This is a genomic window from Salinimicrobium sediminis (genome assembly GCF_900215295.1).
Classification (GTDB): Bacteria; Bacteroidota; Bacteroidia; order Flavobacteriales; family Flavobacteriaceae; genus Salinimicrobium; species Salinimicrobium sediminis.
This window is the reverse complement of the sequence record NZ_OCMF01000001.1, coordinates 68,170-89,850: the sequence shown is the minus strand read 5'-3', so window position 1 is coordinate 89,850 and position 21,681 is coordinate 68,170. Positions and strand designations below refer to the sequence as shown.

Below are 21,681 nucleotides of genomic sequence, written 5' to 3'. Positions count from 1 at the left end.
GCTATTAATGTGTGTTATAAGAAATCATGAGAAATAATATCGCAATAGTAATTCCTGTTTTTAATGATTGGGAATGTATTGAACATTTAATCCACAATATAAATATTGCACTGGCAGGAAAGTTTGAGGCTATCCATTTAGTCTTTATAAATGACTGTTCTACTGAATTACCTTCCAAGTCATTAGAAATTCCTGGATATATGACTTATTCAAAGGTTGATCTCGCTACAAACGTTGGTCATCAAAGGGCTATCCTGATTGGCCTATGTTATTGTTTTGAACAGGCAATTGATACTGAATATATAATTGTTATGGATTCTGATGGAGAAGATAATCCGAAATATATTAGTCAATTTCTGGACAAAGTGAATTCATCTGGTAAGGATCAAATAATATTCGCAAAGAGGTCAAAACGTTCAGAAAATTTGTCTTTTAAGCTATTCTATTTTTTGTATAAACTATTATTTAGAATATTGACAGGTTCCTCGATTTCTTTTGGAAATTTCAGTTGTGTCCCAAATTCTCTATTATCCAAAATTTGCAACAATCCAAGTTTTTGGAATCATTATTCTGCATCGGTAATGAAAGCTAAGCTGCCATATAGTATCATCTCTACAGAAAGAGGTAAACGGTATTCCGGGCATTCGAAAATGAATTATAACAGCTTAATTCTTCATGGACTAAGTTCACTGTCTGTTTATATCGAGTCGGTTATAATCAGGGTACTTAAGTTAAGTTTTATAGTTTTTGTATTCTTAATTTTTATAAGTATTCTCGTGATATATGTTAAGTATAGTTCGGAATACGCAATTCCAGGATGGGCTACCAATGTATTTGGATTTATTCTCAATTTACTAATTACAGTGGTACTGTTCAATTTACTAATTATTCTTACCCACCTGCACAACCGAAATAAACCTATTTCCAAACCTATTGATTTTTACAAATCCTATATTGTTACACAAAAACCGTGAATGATTTTAATTACAAGGGTGATGAATTAGACATCTTTAAAGATGCCGTAAACTGGAAAAAGTATTGGTTCAATTCAATCAGTAAATTTATTTCAGGAGATGTACTTGAAGTAGGTGCGGGAATAGGTATTAATACTAACCTAATCCTCCAAAGTCATTCTAATATAAGAAGTCTCTTATCTATTGAACCAGACAAATCAATGGCAGATCAAATCTTAAGTAATTTGACGCTGGGTTCTTCAAAAGTGACAGTACTTAATCAATATTTACAGGATTTTTCCCCTGATAAAAGATTTGATACCATTATATACATTGATGTTATCGAACATATAGAAGATGATGCTGGAGAACTTAGAAGGGCAAAATTACATCTAAAAGATGGAGGTATTTTAATCATTCTGGTTCCTTCCTATAATTTTTTAATTAGTCCTTTTGATGAAGCCATTGGGCACTACAGAAGATATAATAAAAAAATGATCGTTAACACCATACCCGATGGATTGACAATGCTAAGATTATTCTACCTGGACTCTGTAGGAGTATGCGCATCCTTGTTAAACAAGTTTGTTTTAAAACAATCTTATCCTACTAGAGAACAAATTTTAAAATATGACAAGATGATCGTGCCTTTATCAAAAGTAATTGACCCGCTGATCTTTCATTCCGTAGGAAAATCATTGGTAGGGGTATGGAAAAAATAGATCGCAATTTTATTTATAAGTGGGTCAAAAAAGCCTTTTATCTTGTCGTTATTGGACTAGTGTTTCTGATTTTTTTAGCTATTTTTTTTCGATCTGATTTAAGGGGAGTTGAATCTAATGTAATTTATTCGGTTCAATTGGCTCTGGAAGATAATGGATTACTATACAGTTCTCCTGAAGCACCTCCTTTCAATATAACTCAGTACTCCCCATTGTATTATATTCTAAGCGATGTGATTATTACCTCGTTGTTTATTGAGGCAGATGAATATTTTATAATTCGCGTTGTCACGAGAACCATATCAGTATTGTTACTGCTTTTATCATTTTTAGTGGTAAGAGACATTCTCCGAAAATTTATTGGGTTTAAGAAGAATGCGAGTCTAATTATTGCCTTAGCTTTTTTCGTAATTAGTTTTCCCTGGTTTAATATTTCAAGGCCTGATGTTTTGGTCCTGTTATTTTTTTCTTTGTCTGTTCGAAGTGTAATGTTGTACCAAAAAGATGGCAACAAAACGAATACAGCAATTCTGTTAGGAATTTTTCTCGCTCTGGGTATTCTGTCGAAATTAACGATGGGACTTTATATAATGGCCTTTGGATTTTATATGATAATAGCAAAACAATGGAGACTGGCATTCTTTTCAGCTATTTCATGCGTACTGTCGTTGTTCTTAATGTCTGCAATAATTCAACTATTAGGTTACGATTTATCATATCTTCACGAAAATATAATCCAGGGTGTCAATAATGGTATTTCCATTAATTTAGCATGGGAGACATCTTACAAGCCATATTTATTATACTTCGGTTTGTTTTCCCTAATTTTTATCCTATTTGTTATCATTTATTTGAAGAATTGGAAATACGAAAAAACAGATACTGATTTACTTTTTCTTATTACACTAAGTTGTTCCGTTGCTGTTTTCTCTTTTTTCTCGGCATTGAAAGTTGGTTCGGCAATTAACTACTTTAATGAGCTCTTACTGTGTTTAATTCTTTTTACCATATCTTTCTTGAAAAGTTATCATATAATTAAAAAGAAATTATACCTGATTGGCTTTATGGTTTTTGGTGTTTCCATTGGAATCACTCATTTTTTTAATTATGGACCAAGATTAATGAACAATTTTGTTCATTTGACTTCTGGTAATGAACAGGAGGGTGATATTTCAGAAATAATAGGTTTCTTAAATTCAAACCTGGGGAGCGGCTATTTTTATTCTGATAACATAGATATTGCTCAGTCTTTTCCCAATAGATCAGTATTATTTCCAACTCCAATTCATCTTATAACATACAAGCGGGAAGTTTACGACTATTCTGTATTGAAAAAATGGGCGAAAGAAAACCTCAGGTTCATCATTATTCATCCTAACAGAACAAATTTATATGGTATTGATATAAAGAAGCATTATTCCTTGAAAATTAAATACCGCAATTATTACCTTTATGAATTAATCTCTAACACACAAAAATGAACTTTCTATATAAAAAGTTTATCCAAAGCTTGCTGTAAGAATTACAAGCATTTAAGTTTATTTAAATTTGTCTTTTTAGGGCAAAAACAAAACTTTTACCTTCGGGGTTTTAATTAATATTTTTTAAATGACAGAAAATGAAGAGGGATGGCTTTATGAGATTTCTCCAAAGCGTAAGATCATAGATCTGAATTTTAAAGAAATATGGCGTTATCGCGATTTACTTATACTTTTTGTAAAAAGAAATATTGTAACCGTCTATAAGCAGACCATCCTGGGGCCTCTGTGGTATTTTATCCAGCCATTATTTACAGCTATAACTTTTACTTTAGTTTTTAACAATATAGCCAAAGTTCCTACTGGCGAAATACCACCATTTTTGTTTAATCTAACCGGGATTACCGCATGGAACTATTTTTCCCAATGTTTAACCGGTACTTCCAATACCTTTAAATCTAACGCAGCTATATTTGGCAAGGTATATTTCCCAAGGGTTATAATGCCTCTTTCCAATGTAATTACTAATCTCTTTAAGTTTGGGATACAGTTAGGGGTTTTACTTATCGCTTATCTGTATGTGCTTTATACAGGAATTAAGGTTACACCTAATACTAACTTATTACTGTTTCCCATATATATATTAATGATGGCCACAATGGGATTGGGATTAGGAATGATCATTTCTGCTTTCACCACTAAATATAGAGATTTGTCTGTTTTAGTAGGTTTCGCCACATCCCTTTTATTATACATATCTGCGGTGCCTTATCCTCTCGCTGAAGTACAAAAGGAAATGCCGGAATATGCCTGGATTGTACAGTACAATCCTTTAACTCATATTATTGAAGGTTTCCGGTATATGCTGCTGGATACAGGTATCTTTAGCTGGAATTCTTTTTTTTATACATTGGCCATATCTTTTGGTCTGTTTTTCATAGGCCTTGTATTTTTTAACAGGACTGAAAAGAATTTTATAGATACTGTTTAAACTTATTGATTTAATATTCTAATTTCAGAGGATGTCCACCATTTTAAAAGCTCAAAATATATCCAAACAATATAGACTGGGACTCGTGGGAACCGGAAGTCTAAAGCACGATCTCAATAGGTGGTGGCATAAAATTAATGGTAAAGAGGACCCTTATCTGAAAATGGGAGCCGTAAATTATCGCGACAAGAAAGCTACTGAAGAATATATTTGGGCGCTAAGAGATATTAATTATGAAGTGAAAACGGGAGAAGTTTTAGGCCTTATTGGGCAGAACGGAGCGGGTAAGTCTACATTGTTAAAGATTTTATCCAGGGTTACTTCCCCAACTACCGGTACCATAAAAACAAAGGGTCGCATTGCATCTCTCCTGGAAGTAGGTACAGGTTTTCACGGTGAACTTACCGGAAGAGAGAATATATACATGAACGGCGCGGTTTTGGGAATGACCAAACAGGAGATAAACAGGAAAATTGATGAGATTATTGATTTTTCTGGTTGTGAAATGTACATCGACACTCCTATTAAAAGATACAGTAGTGGAATGACTGTTCGACTAGGTTTTGCCGTTGCAGCCCATCTTGAGCCGGAGATCCTTGTGGTTGATGAAGTACTTGCGGTGGGAGATGCAGAATTTCAGAAAAAAGCTATCGGAAAAATGCAGGATCTTTCCAGAGGACAGGGGAGAACTGTACTTTTTGTAAGCCATAATATGGCTAGCATTCAAAGCTTATGCACAAGAACAATTGTTTTAGAGAATGGAGGGATGAGTTTTGGGGGAAATACTAATGATGCAATTAACTTCTATTTAAATAGTAAAAATTCTGTAATAACTGAAAATTTTCAGGATAGAATAGATCGCGAAGGAAATGGGAAATTGGAATTTATTGATTATTCATTAACTGATGAAAAGAATAAAAGGCTTACTTCATTATATAGTGGTCAGAAAGTCATTTTTAAATTAAAATGTAGATCAAGAAGCCAAAATCTTCAAAATTTAAAAGTGTCATTTACCGTTTATAAAAAAAATGGTGAATTGTTGGCCACGTTTATGTCTCAGCTTACCAATGAATCTTTCAGTTTAAAAAACTCAAATGAAATTATCTTTGGATGTATAATAGAGAAACTACCTTTTATGGGAGGGAAGTACAACTGCAGCATTATAGTGTGGGAAAATGAAAATATAGCTGATTACTTGCAAAATGCTTTCGAAATTGAAGTAATTGATGGAGATTTTTTTGGTAAGGGTAAAATTGTTCCGAAAAGTCATGTTAGTGTTTTAGTAAATCATCACTGGTATTTGCCATCCAATTTCTAATAGATTTTCGATGAAGAGGAGGATTAAAGGGTTGCTTAAAAAAGTAAGAAGTCAAATTCAAAAATTTTATAATAAGTACAAACAGAATTATAGGTTACTTAGATATAAAAATTATCTTAACCATAATCAAAAGCTGAACGTTGGTTCTGGTAAAACAGAGTCTAATGGAGGATGGTTTTATTGTGATAAGGATATTTTGGATATTACCATGGAGCAAAGCTGGAAAAGACTATTAGGCAAAACTCGTCTAAAGAATATTTTTGCGGAACATGTATGGGAGCACCTGACGGAAGAAGAAGCCCGTGCTGCAAACTATAATTGTTATATATTCTTAAGAGGAAAGGGTAAACTCAGGCTCGCAGTTCCTGATGGATTTCATCCTTCAAAAGATTACTTAAACCATGTTAAACCTAACGGTACGGGTATTGGCTCTGAAGACCATAAAGTTTTATATGATTATATAACCCTTTCTTCCAGGCTCCGGAAAGTAGGATTTAAGGTAAACTTGATAGAATATTGGGACGAGAATGGAAATTTTCATTCCAATAAATGGAATATCGAAGATGGTAAAGTAAATCGTTCAAAAGAATTTGATAAAAGAAATATAGATGGCAAGCTAAATTACACTTCTTTAATTGTGGATGCTGTAAAAACATGAATTTAGCACCTGTAATAATATTTGTCTATAATCGTCCCTGGCATACCCGGCAGGTGCTCGAATCTTTAAAAGCCAATACTCTTGCCGGTAATAGTAAGCTATATATTTTTAGTGACGGAGCGAAAAAGAATGCTGGTCATAATGAAATTTCCTGGATTCAGGAAGTAAGGGAGCTAATACGTGAAGACAATTGGTGTGGAGAAGTAGAAATTATTGAAAGAGAGCAGAACTTAGGATTGGCCCAGTCTGTCATAAGTGGGGTTTCTGAAATTATCTCTGACCATGGTAAAGTAATTGTCCTGGAAGATGACTTGATACTAGGTAAGTACTTTCTGGAGTTTCTAAACGACGGTTTAAATGAATATGATACCCAGAAAGAAATTTATGGAATTTCAGGTTATAAATTTCAATCTATAAAAAAAATCCAGGAATCCACATTTTTTTTGCCATTAATGAGTTCCTGGGGGTATGGAACCTGGGCAGACAGATGGAATAGTATCAACTTTAGTGCTAGAGCATTACAGGCAGAGATTAATTCAAGACATATTGGCAAAGAGCTGGACTTTGGAAATATTCCCTTTTATAACATGTTGCAGGATCAAGTAAAAGGCAAGATTGATTCCTGGGCAATTTGCTTTTATGCTTCCATGTTTTTAAAAAAAGGAGTTTTTCTTTTCCCCAATACCTCTTTGCTCAGAAATATTGGCTTCGATGGTACCGGGATCCATTCCGGCTCTTCAATACCTTCCCATTATAATAGCTCTGAGAAACCTGATGAAAAAATAGAGGTTAAAAGAAAAGCAGTTATACTGGAGGGGGATATAGTAGAAAATATTAAGAAAGGTACTTATCATTCTGAAGTAAAAAGGGATGGGGGGATCATGGGATTTTTGAAACGAAGAATGCCGCCGGAATTTATTCAGTTCGCCCGCCGGAAATTAAATCGTGAAATTAAGCATCCAAAGAATGAATACCAATTTCCCCGCTATACAAGGACTAAGAAGCAGGTTTTAGGGAAGGAGTTTGATATACCCGATCTGGCTTCATTCAATTTTATGTACAGGGAGATTTTCGTACATGAAATCTATAAGTTTTATACAGGAAAGAAAGCCCCATATATAATTGACGGGGGAGCCAACATAGGTCTTTCTACCACTTATTTCAAAAAACTATATCCTCATTCAAAAATAATTGCCTTTGAACCTGATCCTGAAATTTTTGAATTTCTTAGGGTAAATATTGACAAATTCAATTATAAAGAAGTAAACCTGGTCAACAAAGGTTTATGGGATAAGGAAGGAGAATTGGATTTCTGGTCTGAAGGAGCAGATGGTGGGCTATTTACAAAAGTCGATAGTTCAAATAAGGCTTCTGTCAAAATAGAAACAGTTTCTTTAAAGAGATTTTTAAACCAGGAAGTAGATTTGTTGAAATTAGATATAGAGGGGGCAGAAACAGTAGTGCTAAAGGATATACAACATAATCTGGATAAAGTGAAGCGTATTTTCATTGAGTACCATTCCTTTAAGGATAAACCCCAGAATTTAGATGAAGTTTTAAATATTTTGATCTCTGCAGGATTCAGATTTCATATTAACTCCCCGGGTATTTCGAGCAAATCTCCTTTTGTGAAATTGAACACCTATAATAATATGGATATGCAATTAAATATTTATGCTTTCAAAATATATTGAATTTGAAGATCTTACTTGTAAATACATTCGACAGGGGTGGAGCAGCCAATTCATGTAAAAGGTTACATCTTGCTCTACTGAATGGGGGTGTGCATTCTAAAGTTCTATTAAAACATAAGCAGAACAACTGGCCGGAAAGCTACGAGTTTGACCAAATTGAGCCAAAATTCTCCTTAAAGCATAAGATTAAAAGAAAAATAAGAAGCCTGGCGCAGGAATTAAAGAAATTTAAGCCTGGTAAAGTTATAGATCATAACGCCGAACTTTTACAAAGCAGACCCAAAGGACTGGAAATGTTTAGTTTTCCTGAAACCCCATATGATATAACTAATTCTCCCTTATACAATGAGGGAGATATAATTAATTTGCATTGGGTAGCGAATTTCATGGATTATGAATCTTTCTTTAAAAAGAATTCAAAACCAGTAGTATGGACTTTACATGATATGAGTCCTTTTACGGGAGGTGAACATTATGAAGAAGAATTTTATGGCATTAGTGATTCCGGACTTCCTTTAAAAAGAAAATATTCAGAAGAAGAACTGTCTGTTATAAATAAAAATGTTGAATACAAAAAAAAGGCAGTATCTCTGGTAGAGAATTTAACTTTGGTCGCTCCATCAAAATGGCTGGCCGAAAAGGCAAGAAAAAGTGAAATCTTTAAGGGGAGGCCAGTTTATCATTTACCATATGGACTGGATCAGGATCTTTTTTATCCAAAAGATAAATTTTCATCCAGAAAAAAATTTAATATACCTGGAGAAAAGAAAGTGATTTTATTTGTTTCAGACTCCATACAAAATAACAGAAAGGGTTTTATTTTTCTTAAAAAAGCAATAGAACAATTAAATAGGACTGATTTAGTTCTTTGTGCTGTGGGAAGCAATGCCGATAGGTCGGTTAATAAACATATGGTAGATTTAGGAGAAATAAAAGATGAAAAAGAAATGAGCTCTGCATATTCGGCAGCCGATGTTTTTGTTATTCCCTCTTTAATGGATAATCTGCCAAATACAGTTTTGGAATCTCTTATGTGTGGCACTCCTGTCCTTGGTTTTCCTGTTGGAGGAATACCGGAAATGATACAGGAAGGAATCAATGGAATGCTAACCAAAGAAATTAGCGTCTCCTCTTTGTCTAAAACTATTAATTTATTTTTGGATTCAATAGAGAGCTTTGATAGAAAACAGATAAGAAAAGATGCAGTTGAAAAGTATGGGCTTCAGGTCCAAGCTAATAATTATATCCGGCTTTTTCAGGAAATTTTAAAAGACGAGAAATTAAAATAAAAGTTGAAAAATAAGAACCGATAAGGTGGGGCGGGTTATAGATAATTCTTTTCAAAGATGATAATGTACATAGGATTAAATGCCGAAAATCTTCTTATAGTACAGTAAAATTGCTTTGTTTGAAACTATTTTTAAAGTCTATAATCCAGCATTTGTTAATTAAATAAACCTTGATCCAACCCAAACCAACTATAAGCGTTATCATTCCCACCTACAACTCGGGTGCAACTCTGTCCATAGCCCTGGCCAGTATTAAAAGACAGGTGTTTAAGGATTTAGAGGTTCTGATAATAGATGGAGTGTCTACAGATAACACTCTAGAAATTGCACAAAAATATAAATCGCATTTTCAAGTTCTCACTGTGGTTTCCGAACCTGATAAAGGAATATATGATGCCATGAACAAAGGAATCAGTTTAGCTAAAGGGGAATGGCTTTTTTTTATGGGAAGTGATGACTCACTCTTTAGTGCACATGTTCTAGAAAAGATTTTTTCTCTTCGAGCAGCTCAAACACATGATGTGATTTATGGAAATGTCCAATCCACAAGGTTTGCTCATCCATATGATGGAGAATTTTCATATTACAAACTGGCCACTAAGAACATTTGTCACCAATCCATCTTTTTTAGAAGAAGTGTTTTTCAAAAAATAGGTAAGTTTAATCTCAAATATAAAATTTGGGCAGATTGGGATCATAATATCCGGTGGTTCTATTCTTCACGTATTAAGAAGTACTATACTGATGCAACTATTGCGTATTATGCTGATGGAGGTTTAAGCTCACTTAATGAAGATGTACTTTTTATTAAGCGGAAAAATTTAAAATTGCTTATTCATGGTTTTACAAAATTACCTCCTGCAGCCAGGAGGGATATTTGTAATCTCGCCATAGAAGAATCCCAAAAGAAAAAATCGGTTGTTTTGCCTGGATTTTTAAAAGTGGTAAGGTTTATTCTTAGGATCCATAAGTTCATTTCCCATAAATTCATTTCCCATAAATTCAAAAAGTAAATATTCCTTCAGTGAAAAACCTTCCCTTGGTATCCATTTGTATTCCCACCTTTAATGGGGAAAAATATATTTTAGAAGCGCTGGAATCAGCAATCGCCCAGACGTATACGAATCTGGAAATTATCATTTCAGATGATGCTTCAACAGATAATACGCTTAAGTGCATAAAAAAAATTAAGCAAAAAACGGATATCCCTATCCATATATATCATCATCGACCTTCGGGAATAGGGGCTAACTGGAATAATTGCATAAAAAATGCCAGTGGGGAATATATTAAGTTTCTATTTCAGGACGACATTCTTTATCCAACCTGCGTGGAAGAACTGGTTAATGTCTTGACCAGTGACGAAAAAGTAGGACTGGTTGCCTGTAAACGATCCATCCTGGTAGAAGGAGAAGCTTCTGCAGAGACAGAGAGATGGAAAAGTAATTTTGGAAATCTTCAGGAGGGAATTGAGCTGAATACCAAAGAATCTTATACTTTGGATTTTGCGTTTTTAAAGGATGAAAAATTCATAAAAAATAACAAGGTGGGAGAACCTTCCACAGTATTGTTTTCACGTGCTCTGGTAAAGAAAGTAGGTCTTTTTAGAGAAGACCTGATACAGGTTTTAGATATTGAATTTTACTACCGCATATTAAAACACCGAAAGATCCTTATTGTAGACAAGGAATTAGTTGCCTTCAGGATTCATCCTGCTCAGGCTACGAATGTCAATAAAAACAAGATCTCGAAAGATTACGAAAAGTATTACCGGCTCTTGTACAGGAATTTTTTCTGGTACCTGGATTATAAAACCCAAAAGAAGCTTATAAAGCGATTCCATCCCATAGGCAAATTATATCATTATCTTCGTCGGTAAGTATAGAGGTTCCCTAAATTGGGGATCCAAATCAAACAACGGTATGTGCAGCTTTCCTTTGGTTTCAGTGATTATCCCCAATTACAATCATGCTGATTTTTTAAGGCAAAGAATTGAGAGTGTTTTAAAACAGACTTATTCTAATTTCGAGGTTTTTTTACTTGACGATGGTTCTACGGATGGAAGTCTGGAGATTCTAAATCAGTACGAAGAGTATCCGAGGGTGAAGGCGGTAATTTCGAACGGGAAGAATACAGGATCGGTCTTTAGACAATGGGTTAAAGGGATTAATCTTGCTACAGGAAAATATCTATGGATTGCAGAAAGTGATGACTTCGCTCACGAAACTTTTCTGGAAGAAACTGTAAAACTGGCAGAAGAACATGATAATGCCGGATTAGTTTTTACTGATTCATTTAATATAGATGAGCATGGAAATGTGAAAGGAAAAGTGTCCGAACGCCACACCCTCATTTCCTCAATAGAACAGGAATTCTACTGGTTTGACGATCATACTAAGGTCCCAGACTATTTTATAGATAATATGTTGATCTTAAATGCGAGTTCTGTTCTTTTTGATCTAAAGAAGCTTAGAGAGAGGGTTGATCTTGAACAATTAGAGCAATATAAAAACACTGGTGACCAGTTTGCCTATATTGCGCTATACCTCAAACACAAAATGATCTATCTTAACAGGCCTTTAAATTACAGACGAATCCATGGAAGAAATACAACAGCACTAAATTTTGAAAACGGAATTATATATAAGGAAAGAATAGATATTATAAATTATTTTTTTTCAGCACTAATGAAGTTTCCCGCATCCAAGCAAGCTTTTAATAATTATCTAAGGCAAAATTTCCTGAAGGTTACTGATTTTGGCTTGTTTCAGGAAATTGAAAAGCTTTTGAACAGATTTTATAAGGCCGGATATTTATCTTTTCAAAAATATCTTCTGTTGAAATTGTATACCTTAATTACCAGAATTGCTCCTAAACAGCATCCCTATAAATTTCGTTATAAAATTAAAAAGGTCCTGAGAAACAAATGAATCCCTTAGTATCCATTATTGTACCTACCTACAACAGATGCGCTTTTCTGGGGGAGACAATGGATTCTATTTTGGTTCAGCAATATTCGAACTGGGAGTGTATAATTGTAGATGATGGCTCCACGGATTATACCAAAGAACTAGTTGATTTTTATTGTAGTAAGGATGAACGCATAAAGTATTTTAAAAGACCTGATTCATTAACAAATGGAGCTAACAATTGTAGGAATTATGGGTTTGCAATGAGTATAGGTGACTATATTAACTGGTTTGATGATGACGATGTGATGTTGCCAGATTTTCTTTCTGAACGCACTCCCTACATGAACCAAGGAGTGGAGGTATTGATCTGTTCCTTTTTTCCTGTTGATCCATTGCTGAGCAGGAAAGCGGCAGTGTCCTTAAAAAAATCTTTTAGTTTGTTTAGGAGTTATGCACTATATGAACTCAAGTTGGTAACTAACTCCGTTCTGTTTAACAGGAAAATTTTTAAAGACAAAATTTTGTTTGTACCTGGTCTGAAATATGGAGATGAAACTGAACTGTTTCTTAGGATCTTTTATAGGGAACCTGAACCTTCTCATATTATTATCAATAAGCCTTTATTTCTTTACCGCCAACACGATGCAAGTAAAACAAAGCAGAATGAAAAGCCTGATCCTGCTTTTAGGTTCTCTGTTATGTATGTCGCTCTTCAAAATCTTTCTCGTGGCATTGAAAGGAAAGATACTGAGCTTATAAATTTTTATTATAAAAAACTTGTGTCGATGTTTTTTAGATCGCTGGATACGAGACAAATGTCAAACTCAGTACATGTATTAGGTGAATTAGTACCGTTAGTTCGAAGGATTAATTTTGCACTAAGTTTAGAGCTACTGTTTTGGGGTAGGATCTTTATCTTTATTGGGAAGGGCTCTTATAAAATTGAAAAAAGATTAAAACATTTTTTTGATTAACTTCATTGGACATCAGATTAATTGTCTATTCCTCTATTTAACTTAAACTCCGGCTTCCTCCTTTGCCGTTATCAGTATATTTGTTTTATGAGAATATCAATTCTTCACCCCTTTACTCCTGAGGTAGTAGGATTAAATGAAAAGAATCTGCCAACTATTCATAGTCAGCCCCATTTGAAGGCTTTACAAATTCTTTCAAAAGAGAGAAATTTTGAATGTTCGATGGAATATTTCACCTCAAGATCACGTGCATACTCTTTAAAAATAGAAGATGTCATCTATAGGTTTTACCCGGTAACTTATAAGTGGAGTGGGGATCATAAAAAATGGAAGAAACAAAGCTCTACCTCCTGTTTAAGGTATTATAATAAAAACACACCTGATGTCACCATTATCAATATGTCGGGCCATTCAAGTCCTTTTTCTTATGAGTTATCCAAGATAATTAAAAGCAGGGATAAAGTGTATATCGCCATGTTGGGAGGACAGCATTACAGTGATAATGAAAGAAACAGGGACTATTATAAAAATGCACATCATATTCTGGTTCATACGCTTTTACAGAAAAGGGAGATGCTGAAACTTGATCTGTTTAAAGATGTAGATATTCATATTTTTCCATTGGGTGTGGATAGTTCTGTATTTACTCCCGTGGAAAAATGTAATAAATCTCCTTACTTATTATATGTCGGAAGAATTTTGGAGTTAAAAAGAACACATTTCGCGTTGGAAGCTTTAAAAAAATTGGTTGAGAATGGCTTTTTAAATGCTCAATTAGATATTATTGGCCCCGTTAGTTCTAAGGTTTATTTTGTTCAATTAAAGGAGTTGGTATTAAAGCTTCAGCTGGAAAAGAATGTACATTTCTTAGGGGAAATGGAACATTTGGAATTGGTAAGTCATTATCAAGGAGCCGATTTGTTGATGCTTCCCAGCAAGAGCGAATCCTTTGGAATGGTTATGGTTGAGGCTATGGCCTGCGGAACTCCTGTGGCTGCAATGAGTTCTTCGGGTGGTCCAGGAGAAATCATTGAGCACGGACAAGATGGAATTATAGCTTCTCCTGAAAATTATGGGGAAGAGATACTTCAATATTTTAAGAAGAAGGAGAAACAAATTTATTTGTCTAAAAGAGCAAGGGAAAAGGTGGAGCGGTCTTTCAGTATTCAGGCAACATACAAAGCTTTAGAAAATTCTGTAGATTCAGTTTACCATACTAAAGCCTGAACTCATATCTTTTATACCCTCGACATAATAGAAACAAAATAAACTCTCTTGAACCTGATCCATATTCACCATCGTTCCCAAAACCATGCAGGTAAATCTGGTTATAGCAGGTTGACTGATTATATGCCTGTAACCTCCATTTATGGAAATACCCGATTACCTTATTATGTGGCTAAACTAGTGAGTAAGCCTCATTCCAACAAAAGAGGTTTGTACAATGCCGGGAGCGTCTGGAAGGAAGCAGAATTATTGGATCATTTGCGAAGGAGCAGGAAGGAAAGCTCTGTAGTTCATTACCTTAATGCAGAAAGGGATGTACGTTATTTCGTCAAATTCAGGAAGTTCTTCCCGGTTACAAAGTTTTACGGCACATTTCACAAGCCGCCGGAGGTATTATATCAAACTATAACAGACTTTAAAATATTGCAGAACCTTCATGGGGCTATTGCAGTTGGAGAGAACCAGGTTGAATTTCTGAAAGAAAAGTTACGACTGCAGAACATTGCTTTTATTCCACATGGAGTGGATACTGGATTTTTTACACCAGATCCAGTAAAGAAAGAATCAAACACCATTATCTTTGTAGGTAACCATCTCAGAGATTTTGATGCTTTTAATTTTTGTATTCCCAGGATTGCAGAAAAAGTAAAGGGTTTAAAGGTGCATGTAGTGCTTCCTAAAGATCACCAAAACAGGATTACACCTCATAAAAGCATTTCAATTCACTCAAATGTGGGGGATCAGGAATTAAAACAATTGTATAATCTTTCTTCCTTACTCTTTTTACCCCTCAAAAATGTTACTGCCTGTAATTCCTTACTGGAAGGGTTGGCCTGTGGCCTCCCAATAGTGAGCACAGATGTAGGCGGAAATAGATCATACATGGAGGGAACAAAAAATGTATTGCTACCAAAAGGGGAGAATATTGCTTATATTGATGCCATAGTCCACCTGTTAAGTACACCTGAAACTTTACTGGAAATGGCCATTTCTTCCCGCGAAAAAGCACTCAGACTAAGCTGGGAGAAAATTGCTCAGAAGGTGACAGCTTTTTATGAAGATTTATCAAAGGGATAGAAATGAAGCAAAACATAGATGAGGTTCTTAAAGCCAATGACAGGCAAAAGGAATTTTATAATTCTACACGGGAGGCCAAAAAGAGTCTGCCCACCAGGCTGTGGTTCAGTTTGCGAAACAAGTTTCTGGATCCTTTCAGAAGGACTTTTAATATTAAATCCCGGGTATATGAGCAACACAAGGTATGGCTTGGCGATCTTAGTGATAAAAAGATCCTGGACCTGGGATGTCTTAGGGGAAACGCGCTTTCCCTTTACATGGCAAAAAATGCCAAAGAATACATTGGCATTGATCTTAGCGACAGAGCTATTGAGGACCTAAATAAAAAATTAAGAAAAGCAGATTGCCCAAGAGCAAAAGCAATTGCAGTTGATTTCCTGTCCTCAGATTTTAAAGAGAAAGACTTTGATATTATATATGCCTATGGAGTTTTGCATCATTTTGAGAATCTTGAGATCTTAATGGAAAGAATCAAGCAGAAATTGAAAATTGGTGGTACAGTGATATCCTATGATCCCTTAGATACAAGTGCACCTGTGAAAGTACTGAGAAAATTATACAGGCCTTTTCAAAGTGATAAAGACTGGGAATGGCCTTTCACTAAAAAGACAATGAAAGAATTCGAGCGGCACTTTAAAATTGAGGAAGTGAGGGGAATCCTGGGTAAAAGTAAATATGGTCTTTTAATTAACCTGCTGCCTTTAAAAGCTGCGTATAAAGAGAAAACAATTAAAAAACTCATTGAAAATGACTGGAATGCACAGGATCCCGAGCAGGTTTACCATTGTATGCAGGTGACAATGTTGTTTCGAAATACCTAATTGAATATTCTTCTAAACAGTAACAAGCAAATGTTTGAGAGGCCTCTGGTATCTGTAATACTTCCAAACTATAATCACGCTGCATATCTGCAGGAGCGGTTGGATAGTATTCTAAATCAAACTTATAGAAACTTTGAACTGATCATTCTCGATGATGCTTCCACTGATCAAAGTCTTGAAATATTTGAAAAATACCGGGATCACGAAAAGGTAACGCAATTTCTGGTTAATGAAATAAATACGGGAAGTCCTTTTGTGCAGTGGAAAAAAGGCCTGGAACTCGCCCGGGGGGAAATCATCTGGATCGCTGAAAGTGATGATAGGTGTGAAAGTAATTTTCTTGAAACCCAGGTTCAGCAGCTAGAAGGTGCCGGTATAAGTGTTGCAAAGACCCTTAAATTTAATCAGGAAGGAATTCAGGGGGGAATCCAGCATCCTGTATTTAAAGAAAATGCATCGATAATGGGAAATGAACAGATCTTATTTTGTCCGGTTCTAAATGTAAGTGCAATTGTTTTTAGAGCTCCTGCATTAGAAGAAATAGCAAGGTCACAATTTTCCACATTTCAGCTCATTGGAGATCGTGTTTTTTATTTTGAGTTTTTCCAGCATGAATCAGTTATTGATAATAAGGAAACAACAGCATATTTTAGAAAGGAAACTTCAGGGCTTTCTAATCTTAAAGAAAAGGATCTGGATTATTTGACCAGGTATTTCGAGGAACACGTAAGATTTATTCGTTTGGCTGCAAAAAAGGAAAAAGGAGCCCTGGATCAAAAGGTTAATCCTTATATTCATCGGTTTTTCAAAAGGGTAAGAAACCGCGTTTCAAGAAAAAGGAAATTATCCCTTGATTATTTTAGACTCTATTGCTGTTATCAAAGTGAATTAATTAAAACAAAAATTCTTTCCTGATGAAGATTGCATTAATTCTCACTGTAAGAAACGAAGAGCGTCTCTTAAGGAGTAATCTTTTGTATCACCACGCCATAGGAGTAGAGAAGGTGTATGTTTATTTTGATAACACTACAGACAATGGGAGAGACAATATTCAGGATTTGCACTTTGTAGAAATGAGCGATTCTGTTTCTGCCGATAATTTGCTTCAATATTCTTATCTGGAAAAGTTTACGAGACAGGCAGATGAACATCATACTGCCCGGCAATGCCTTAATGCTTTTGATGCATCAATTAAAGCAGAAAAAGATGGTTTTGAATGGCTAATATCCCTCGATGCTGATGAATTAATAGCAACCGGAACAGAGAAAATTTCTAATCTTAAAGATTTTTTCTCCCAAATCAGTGTCGACTTTAATGCGGTAAAATTCCCGGTGAAGGAAGTTTTGCAGGCAAAGAAGAATTATCACAACGTTTTCGCAGAAGAGACTCGTTTTAAATCTCAACCCAGATTTAAAAGATATTTCCAAAATATTTTTAAAAAATTCTATAATCCATTTACCAGCAGGCATGAGAAGTATATTTATTGGTATGGTCATCAAATGGGTAAAATGGCAATTCGCCTGAATAAAGGCTTAACTCCATTTAATGTTCATCGCTTTATCGATCACGAAGGTGAAAAGCCTAACACGTTAGTCAAGGGAATGTTATTGCATTATCACTCCTATGATGCCAAAGATTTTATAAAAAAGTACGAGAATTTTGATTCCCACCCCAAAACTTATCTCTCCGGGAGAAAGGTAGAGAAGTTGAAAATGTTTTTGATTTCGGTAGTAAATCATTGTGGGAAGGATAATAAGGAGCTTGAGGATTACTTCGAAAAAAATCTTATGTTTCAGGAAAAGGAAATCCGAAAAATGCAGAGGAATAGGGTTTATCTGATCTTTAGAAGGGAAGTACCTGTTTTAACCGAAATCACTTCTGTTCAGAATGTCTTTCAAAATTTGATAAAGTAATGCCTTTAAAAATTGTAGTATTTGAAGGTAGTTTGCAGCCCCCGGTCTTTATAAGAAGATTAATGGAAGGTTTAGCTGAAGAGGGACATAGTATTTACCTCCTGCACTTTGGAGGAAACATAAGTCCATCCAAAGAAAATTTAAAATATCTTTCTCTTGGAAGTAGTCAAAATAACATTCAGTTAATTTTTCAAAGCCTTAAAATTGCTTTTGATTATAACATTTTTGCAACTTTTTTCACTTTTAAAAAAATTGTTCTCGGCAATAGAAAAAACCTGCAAAAGAGGAATTTAAAGGTTCTGCTCAATGAATTAGAACCGGACATTATTCATGTTCAATGGCCGGCTCTTCTGGAGGTGTTGGAAGAGGTGATAAATGAGGGAAAATATCCCGTTGTTCTTAGTCAGCGGGGATATCAGATAAACGTAAAGCCATTTGTTAATAATAGCTATTTTCAAAAACTGAGCTCTATCTTCCCTAAATTATCAGGCTTTCATTCCGTCTCTAAGGCCATATCTCAGGAGGGAGATAAGATATGGAATTCACCTGCAAAGTTAGATGAAGTTGTTTACACAGGACTGGACCTTCAAGGTTTTCAATTTCAGGAAAATTATTCCAGAAATGAGAAGCTGAAACTTATTACAGTAGGCAGGCCACACTGGAAAAAAGGTTTACACGATGCAATCCATGCCTGCGCAATCCTGTTTAAAAAAGATGTTGAATTTGAAATAACTATTATAGGAGGTAAGGGTAATGAGGAAATCCTATTTTTGACAAATATGTACAAACTGGAGGAGAGGGTGAATATTTTAGGAAAACTACCTCAGAAGAAGGTTTACGAGCTTATGACAGAAGCTGATCTACTCATCGTTTCAAGTTTGGAAGAAGGGATACCTAATGTATTGGTGGAAGCGATGGTCCTTGGAATTCCGGTAATTAGCACTTCCTGTGGGGGTGTTGAGGAACTTATAGCTCATGACAGGGAGGGATGGGTCGTGCCTACACGGGATCCGGCGGCTTTAGCAGGACAAATCGAATTATTTACCACCTTGCCTGAAGAATCAATTGAAATTGTTCGAAAAGCTGCAAGGGAAAAAGTGGAGAACCAGCATTCCAGTAATCAGATGATCCGGGGTATGGAAAGCTTATATAAAAAAGTTTTACAAAGGAGTAAAATATGAAGGAGATTAGCACCGGCATTATTCCTGTTTTTCCTTCCTTTTATAAGGTGAAGGATGCCCCCTCTGAGCCGGATCTTAAAGCCATTTGTATATTTGCAGCTATCGGCTTTTTTCTGGATCAGGATACCTATTGGAAAGATGAAAAAGTAATGAGGCCCGGCACCATTACTTCACTGGATGATCATGGTTGCTTAATAAATAGCGCTTCCCGTTTCGAATGGTATTACCAGCCCCGGCAAATTAGCTTTGAGCAGGCTTTAGCTGAATTTACAAGCTTATTTGAACACATTGTAAAAGATCAGGTGCAGGATTCCCCCGTGATCCTTCCCTTGTCAGGAGGACTGGATAGCAGGAGTCAGGCATTGGCCTTACTGAGGTTAAGAAATGAAGTTTCGAGCTATAGTTATTCTTTTTCCGGTGGGTACCCCGAAAGTAAAATAGCGAGGAAAGTTGCAGAAGTTTGCAAATTCCCATTTAAGGAATTTCAAATTCCTGCAGGTTATCTGTGGCAGGAGCTCGATGAGCTTGCACAGATCAATAAATGCTTTTCTGAATTCACACATCCACGGCAAATGGCGGTGCTGCCGGAATTAAAGAATATGCATGGAATATTTTCCCTTGGGCACTGGGGAGATGTATTATTCGACAAAGGGGCTCCGGAAGATTTAACAGAAAAAGATGAGGTATCTCACCTGTTAAAAGGCGTGGTAAAGAAAAGCGGAATGGAACTGGCGGTTTCTCTTTGGGAAGCCTGGGGTCTTGAAGGCCGCTTTGAGGTATATATTAAAGAAAGAATATCAGATTTACTTTCAGCTATCAAAATAGAAAACTCCAGTGCGAGGATAAGAGCTTTTAAATCTATGTACTGGGCCCCCCGGTGGACCTCAACCAATCTTGCAATTTTTGCCAGTGCGAATCCTGTAAGTCTGCCTTATTATGATGACAGAATGTGTGAATTCATCTGTGAAATACCTGAAGCTTATCTCGCAAACCGGCGTTTACAGCTTGCTTATATAAAACAGCATAAGGACCTGGGAAAAATTACATGGGAAGCTCATAAACCTTTTAATTTAAATAATTACCCCTTTAATAAAGTACCTTATAATTTGCCCTATAGAGTCATAAGTAAAGTTCAAAGGGAATCTGCTGCCCTGGTTGGAAAAAAATATATACAGCGTAATTGGGAACTGCAATTCCTGGGAAGTAAAAATGAGCAGAATTTGCTTAACTATCTTTATGAAGATTCATTTAAGGAATTTATCCCTCCAACAATAGTCAAAGAATTTTATAAGAAATTCAAAGAGGAGGATGGGGTGCAATTCTCCCATTCAGTAAGTACCTTGCTGACTTTATCAGTTTGGAATAAAAAATTCAATCATGGAACGGCGAATTAAGATCTTATTTACCATTCCTAATTTTGATACTGCCGGTAGCGGCAAGGTGGTGTATGATCTGGTCAAAGGCCTGGATAAGAACAGGTTTGAAATTTGCATAGCCTGTGAACATAACGGAGGTGATTTTTTTAAGGAAGTAGAGAAGCTGAACGTTCCTAATATTATTATGAATACGAATGTCGATTACCGGCCATATATTACATTAATTAAAAGACTGCAGCCTGTAATCGCTTTTTTTAAAGAAAATCATTTTGACCTTATCCACTCCTGGCACTGGAGTAGTGACTGGACCGAAGCCCTGGCAGCAAAATTGGCCGGTGTGAAATGGATCTATACCAAGAAAGCGATGAGTTGGGGTAACAGACACTGGAAAATACGAAGTTTTATGGCTAATTACATAATCACCATAAATCATGAAATGCGGGATTATTTTGCTTACAAAAAATCCCAACAGCTTATCCCAATTGGTATTGACACCGGTTATTACAATCCGGGCATCTTCAGATCAACAAAAAAAGAAGAAAATCAAACTTTTAAAATTGTCACAGTGGCCAATCTTGTTCCTGTCAAGGGAATTGAAATTTTGATTAAGGCAGTACATCTACTTGATGATAAGATGGTAAGGTTAACGATAGTGGGAAACGACAGGGATCCTTATTCAGAAAAATTACGACAACTTACAGGTCAGTTAGATCTTGAGCAGCAAGTGGAATTCAAAGGGAAACAGAAAGACGTGAGGCCTTTTATTACCGAAGCTGACGTATATGTTATTCCAACCCTGGATGAGGGAAGGAAAGAAGGAATGCCAATGGCTTTGGTGGAAGCGATGAGTATGGGTATCCCTGTGCTGGGATCTGCTATTTCAGGAATTAATTTTGTCCTGAAAGATTTCCCCGAGCTTATGTTCGAAGCCTCTAATGAGAAAGAACTTGCCAAAAAATTAAGGGAATTAAAAGGTAGTGGGGAAATTTACAGAAAGGAATTAGGTCACACATTAAGAAATTATACGGTGGAACATTTTTCTATGGATCAGTTTATTCAGGATCATGAAAAACTATATGTAAAGCTTTGCTCTTAAT

20 protein-coding genes are annotated in these 21,681 nt (G+C 35.5%); all 20 read left to right on the top strand.

Going from position 1 to position 21,681, the window contains the following annotated elements; translation table 11 throughout:
• Window positions 1-26 precede the first annotated feature (26 nt).
• The 20 genes from CRO16_RS00450 (at window position 27) to CRO16_RS00355 (ending at window position 21,680) form a co-directional block, all read left to right on the top strand.
• Window positions 27-974 carry a glycosyltransferase gene (locus CRO16_RS00450; RefSeq protein WP_097054394.1) on the top strand — a complete coding sequence of 316 codons (948 nt, stop codon included), beginning with the start codon at window positions 27-29 and terminating at the stop codon, window positions 972-974.
• Window positions 971-1,675: a class I SAM-dependent methyltransferase gene (locus CRO16_RS00445; protein ID WP_179670462.1), complete on the top strand. Its 705-nt coding sequence runs from the start codon at window positions 971-973 to the stop codon at window positions 1,673-1,675. Before CRO16_RS00450 ends, CRO16_RS00445 begins: the two co-directional genes overlap by 4 nt.
• Window positions 1,663-3,156, top strand: coding sequence for a glycosyltransferase family 39 protein (locus CRO16_RS00440; protein WP_097054392.1), 1,494 nt, complete (start codon window positions 1,663-1,665; stop codon window positions 3,154-3,156). Before CRO16_RS00445 ends, CRO16_RS00440 begins: the two co-directional genes overlap by 13 nt.
• Before the next feature lie 127 nt (window positions 3,157-3,283).
• On the top strand, window positions 3,284-4,144 hold the full coding sequence (locus CRO16_RS00435) for an ABC transporter permease (protein ID WP_097054391.1): 861 nt from the start codon (window positions 3,284-3,286) through the stop codon (window positions 4,142-4,144).
• A gap of 31 nt (window positions 4,145-4,175) precedes the next feature.
• The gene (locus CRO16_RS00430) at window positions 4,176-5,462 is read left to right on the top strand and encodes an ABC transporter ATP-binding protein (RefSeq protein WP_097054390.1); all 1,287 of its coding nucleotides are present in this window, start codon (window positions 4,176-4,178) and stop codon (window positions 5,460-5,462) included.
• Window positions 5,463-5,472: 10 nt separating this feature from the next.
• On the top strand, window positions 5,473-6,120 hold the full coding sequence (locus CRO16_RS00425) for a class I SAM-dependent methyltransferase (protein ID WP_097054389.1): 648 nt from the start codon (window positions 5,473-5,475) through the stop codon (window positions 6,118-6,120).
• Complete coding sequence (locus CRO16_RS00420) at window positions 6,117-7,814, top strand: FkbM family methyltransferase (RefSeq protein ID WP_097054388.1); 1,698 nt, start codon at window positions 6,117-6,119, stop codon at window positions 7,812-7,814. Before CRO16_RS00425 ends, CRO16_RS00420 begins: the two co-directional genes overlap by 4 nt.
• 2 nt (window positions 7,815-7,816) lie before the next feature.
• Window positions 7,817-9,103 carry a glycosyltransferase gene (locus tag CRO16_RS00415; RefSeq protein WP_143544381.1) on the top strand — a complete coding sequence of 429 codons (1,287 nt, stop codon included), beginning with the start codon at window positions 7,817-7,819 and terminating at the stop codon, window positions 9,101-9,103.
• A 170-nt stretch (window positions 9,104-9,273) separates the two neighbouring features.
• The gene (locus CRO16_RS00410; protein ID WP_097054386.1) at window positions 9,274-10,116 is read left to right on the top strand and encodes a glycosyltransferase family 2 protein; all 843 of its coding nucleotides are present in this window, start codon (window positions 9,274-9,276) and stop codon (window positions 10,114-10,116) included.
• Window positions 10,117-10,127: 11 nt separating this feature from the next.
• Entirely contained in the window at window positions 10,128-10,982 is an 855-nt protein-coding gene (locus CRO16_RS00405) for a glycosyltransferase family 2 protein (protein ID WP_179670461.1), read from the top strand.
• 43 nt (window positions 10,983-11,025) lie between these two features.
• Window positions 11,026-12,033 carry a glycosyltransferase family 2 protein gene (locus CRO16_RS00400; RefSeq protein WP_097054384.1) on the top strand — a complete coding sequence of 336 codons (1,008 nt, stop codon included), beginning with the start codon at window positions 11,026-11,028 and terminating at the stop codon, window positions 12,031-12,033.
• On the top strand, window positions 12,030-12,989 hold the full coding sequence (locus tag CRO16_RS00395) for a glycosyltransferase family 2 protein (protein WP_097054383.1): 960 nt from the start codon (window positions 12,030-12,032) through the stop codon (window positions 12,987-12,989). The genes CRO16_RS00400 and CRO16_RS00395 overlap by 4 nt, the downstream gene beginning before the upstream one ends.
• Before the next feature lie 87 nt (window positions 12,990-13,076).
• Entirely contained in the window at window positions 13,077-14,216 is a 1,140-nt protein-coding gene (locus CRO16_RS00390) for a glycosyltransferase family 4 protein (RefSeq protein WP_097054382.1), read from the top strand.
• 48 nt (window positions 14,217-14,264) lie between these two features.
• Window positions 14,265-15,293, top strand: a complete 1,029-nt coding sequence (locus tag CRO16_RS00385; protein WP_097054381.1) for a glycosyltransferase family 4 protein — start codon at window positions 14,265-14,267, stop codon at window positions 15,291-15,293.
• Window positions 15,294-15,295: 2 nt separating this feature from the next.
• The gene (locus CRO16_RS00380) at window positions 15,296-16,114 is read left to right on the top strand and encodes a class I SAM-dependent methyltransferase (RefSeq protein ID WP_097054380.1); all 819 of its coding nucleotides are present in this window, start codon (window positions 15,296-15,298) and stop codon (window positions 16,112-16,114) included.
• Between the two features lie 30 nt (window positions 16,115-16,144).
• Complete coding sequence (locus CRO16_RS00375; protein WP_097054379.1) at window positions 16,145-17,029, top strand: glycosyltransferase family 2 protein; 885 nt, start codon at window positions 16,145-16,147, stop codon at window positions 17,027-17,029.
• Entirely contained in the window at window positions 17,029-18,027 is a 999-nt protein-coding gene (locus CRO16_RS00370; protein WP_097054378.1) for a glycosyltransferase family 2 protein, read from the top strand. Before CRO16_RS00375 ends, CRO16_RS00370 begins: the two co-directional genes overlap by 1 nt.
• Window positions 18,027-19,208: a glycosyltransferase family 4 protein gene (locus CRO16_RS00365; RefSeq protein ID WP_097054377.1), complete on the top strand. Its 1,182-nt coding sequence runs from the start codon at window positions 18,027-18,029 to the stop codon at window positions 19,206-19,208. The genes CRO16_RS00370 and CRO16_RS00365 overlap by 1 nt, the downstream gene beginning before the upstream one ends.
• A complete protein-coding gene (locus CRO16_RS00360) occupies window positions 19,205-20,602 on the top strand; it encodes an asparagine synthase-related protein (RefSeq protein WP_097054376.1) in 1,398 nt (465 codons plus the stop codon). The genes CRO16_RS00365 and CRO16_RS00360 overlap by 4 nt, the downstream gene beginning before the upstream one ends.
• Window positions 20,586-21,680, top strand: a complete 1,095-nt coding sequence (locus tag CRO16_RS00355) for a glycosyltransferase family 4 protein (protein WP_097054375.1) — start codon at window positions 20,586-20,588, stop codon at window positions 21,678-21,680. Before CRO16_RS00360 ends, CRO16_RS00355 begins: the two co-directional genes overlap by 17 nt.
• Window position 21,681 lies beyond the last annotated feature (1 nt).

What these genes read in the sequence shown, in the direction of transcription:
- CRO16_RS00420 (WP_097054388.1), top strand. Translation starts at nt 6,117, where the DNA reads ATGAATTTAGCACCTGTAATAATATTTGTCTATAATCGTCCCTGGCAT.
- CRO16_RS00375 (WP_097054379.1), top strand. Translation starts at nt 16,145, where the DNA reads ATGTTTGAGAGGCCTCTGGTATCTGTAATACTTCCAAACTATAATCAC.
- CRO16_RS00440 (WP_097054392.1), top strand. Translation starts at nt 1,663, where the DNA reads ATGGAAAAAATAGATCGCAATTTTATTTATAAGTGGGTCAAAAAAGCC.
- CRO16_RS00365 (WP_097054377.1), top strand. Translation starts at nt 18,027, where the DNA reads ATGCCTTTAAAAATTGTAGTATTTGAAGGTAGTTTGCAGCCCCCGGTC.
- CRO16_RS00450 (WP_097054394.1), top strand. Translation starts at nt 27, where the DNA reads ATGAGAAATAATATCGCAATAGTAATTCCTGTTTTTAATGATTGGGAA.
- CRO16_RS00360 (WP_097054376.1), top strand. Translation starts at nt 19,205, where the DNA reads ATGAAGGAGATTAGCACCGGCATTATTCCTGTTTTTCCTTCCTTTTAT.
- CRO16_RS00435 (WP_097054391.1), top strand. Translation starts at nt 3,284, where the DNA reads ATGACAGAAAATGAAGAGGGATGGCTTTATGAGATTTCTCCAAAGCGT.
- CRO16_RS00355 (WP_097054375.1), top strand. Translation starts at nt 20,586, where the DNA reads ATGGAACGGCGAATTAAGATCTTATTTACCATTCCTAATTTTGATACT.
- CRO16_RS00425 (WP_097054389.1), top strand. Translation starts at nt 5,473, where the DNA reads ATGAAGAGGAGGATTAAAGGGTTGCTTAAAAAAGTAAGAAGTCAAATT.
- CRO16_RS00390 (WP_097054382.1), top strand. Translation starts at nt 13,077, where the DNA reads ATGAGAATATCAATTCTTCACCCCTTTACTCCTGAGGTAGTAGGATTA.
- CRO16_RS00370 (WP_097054378.1), top strand. Translation starts at nt 17,029, where the DNA reads ATGAAGATTGCATTAATTCTCACTGTAAGAAACGAAGAGCGTCTCTTA.
- CRO16_RS00380 (WP_097054380.1), top strand. Translation starts at nt 15,296, where the DNA reads ATGAAGCAAAACATAGATGAGGTTCTTAAAGCCAATGACAGGCAAAAG.
- CRO16_RS00430 (WP_097054390.1), top strand. Translation starts at nt 4,176, where the DNA reads ATGTCCACCATTTTAAAAGCTCAAAATATATCCAAACAATATAGACTG.
- CRO16_RS00395 (WP_097054383.1), top strand. Translation starts at nt 12,030, where the DNA reads ATGAATCCCTTAGTATCCATTATTGTACCTACCTACAACAGATGCGCT.
- CRO16_RS00400 (WP_097054384.1), top strand. Translation starts at nt 11,026, where the DNA reads ATGTGCAGCTTTCCTTTGGTTTCAGTGATTATCCCCAATTACAATCAT.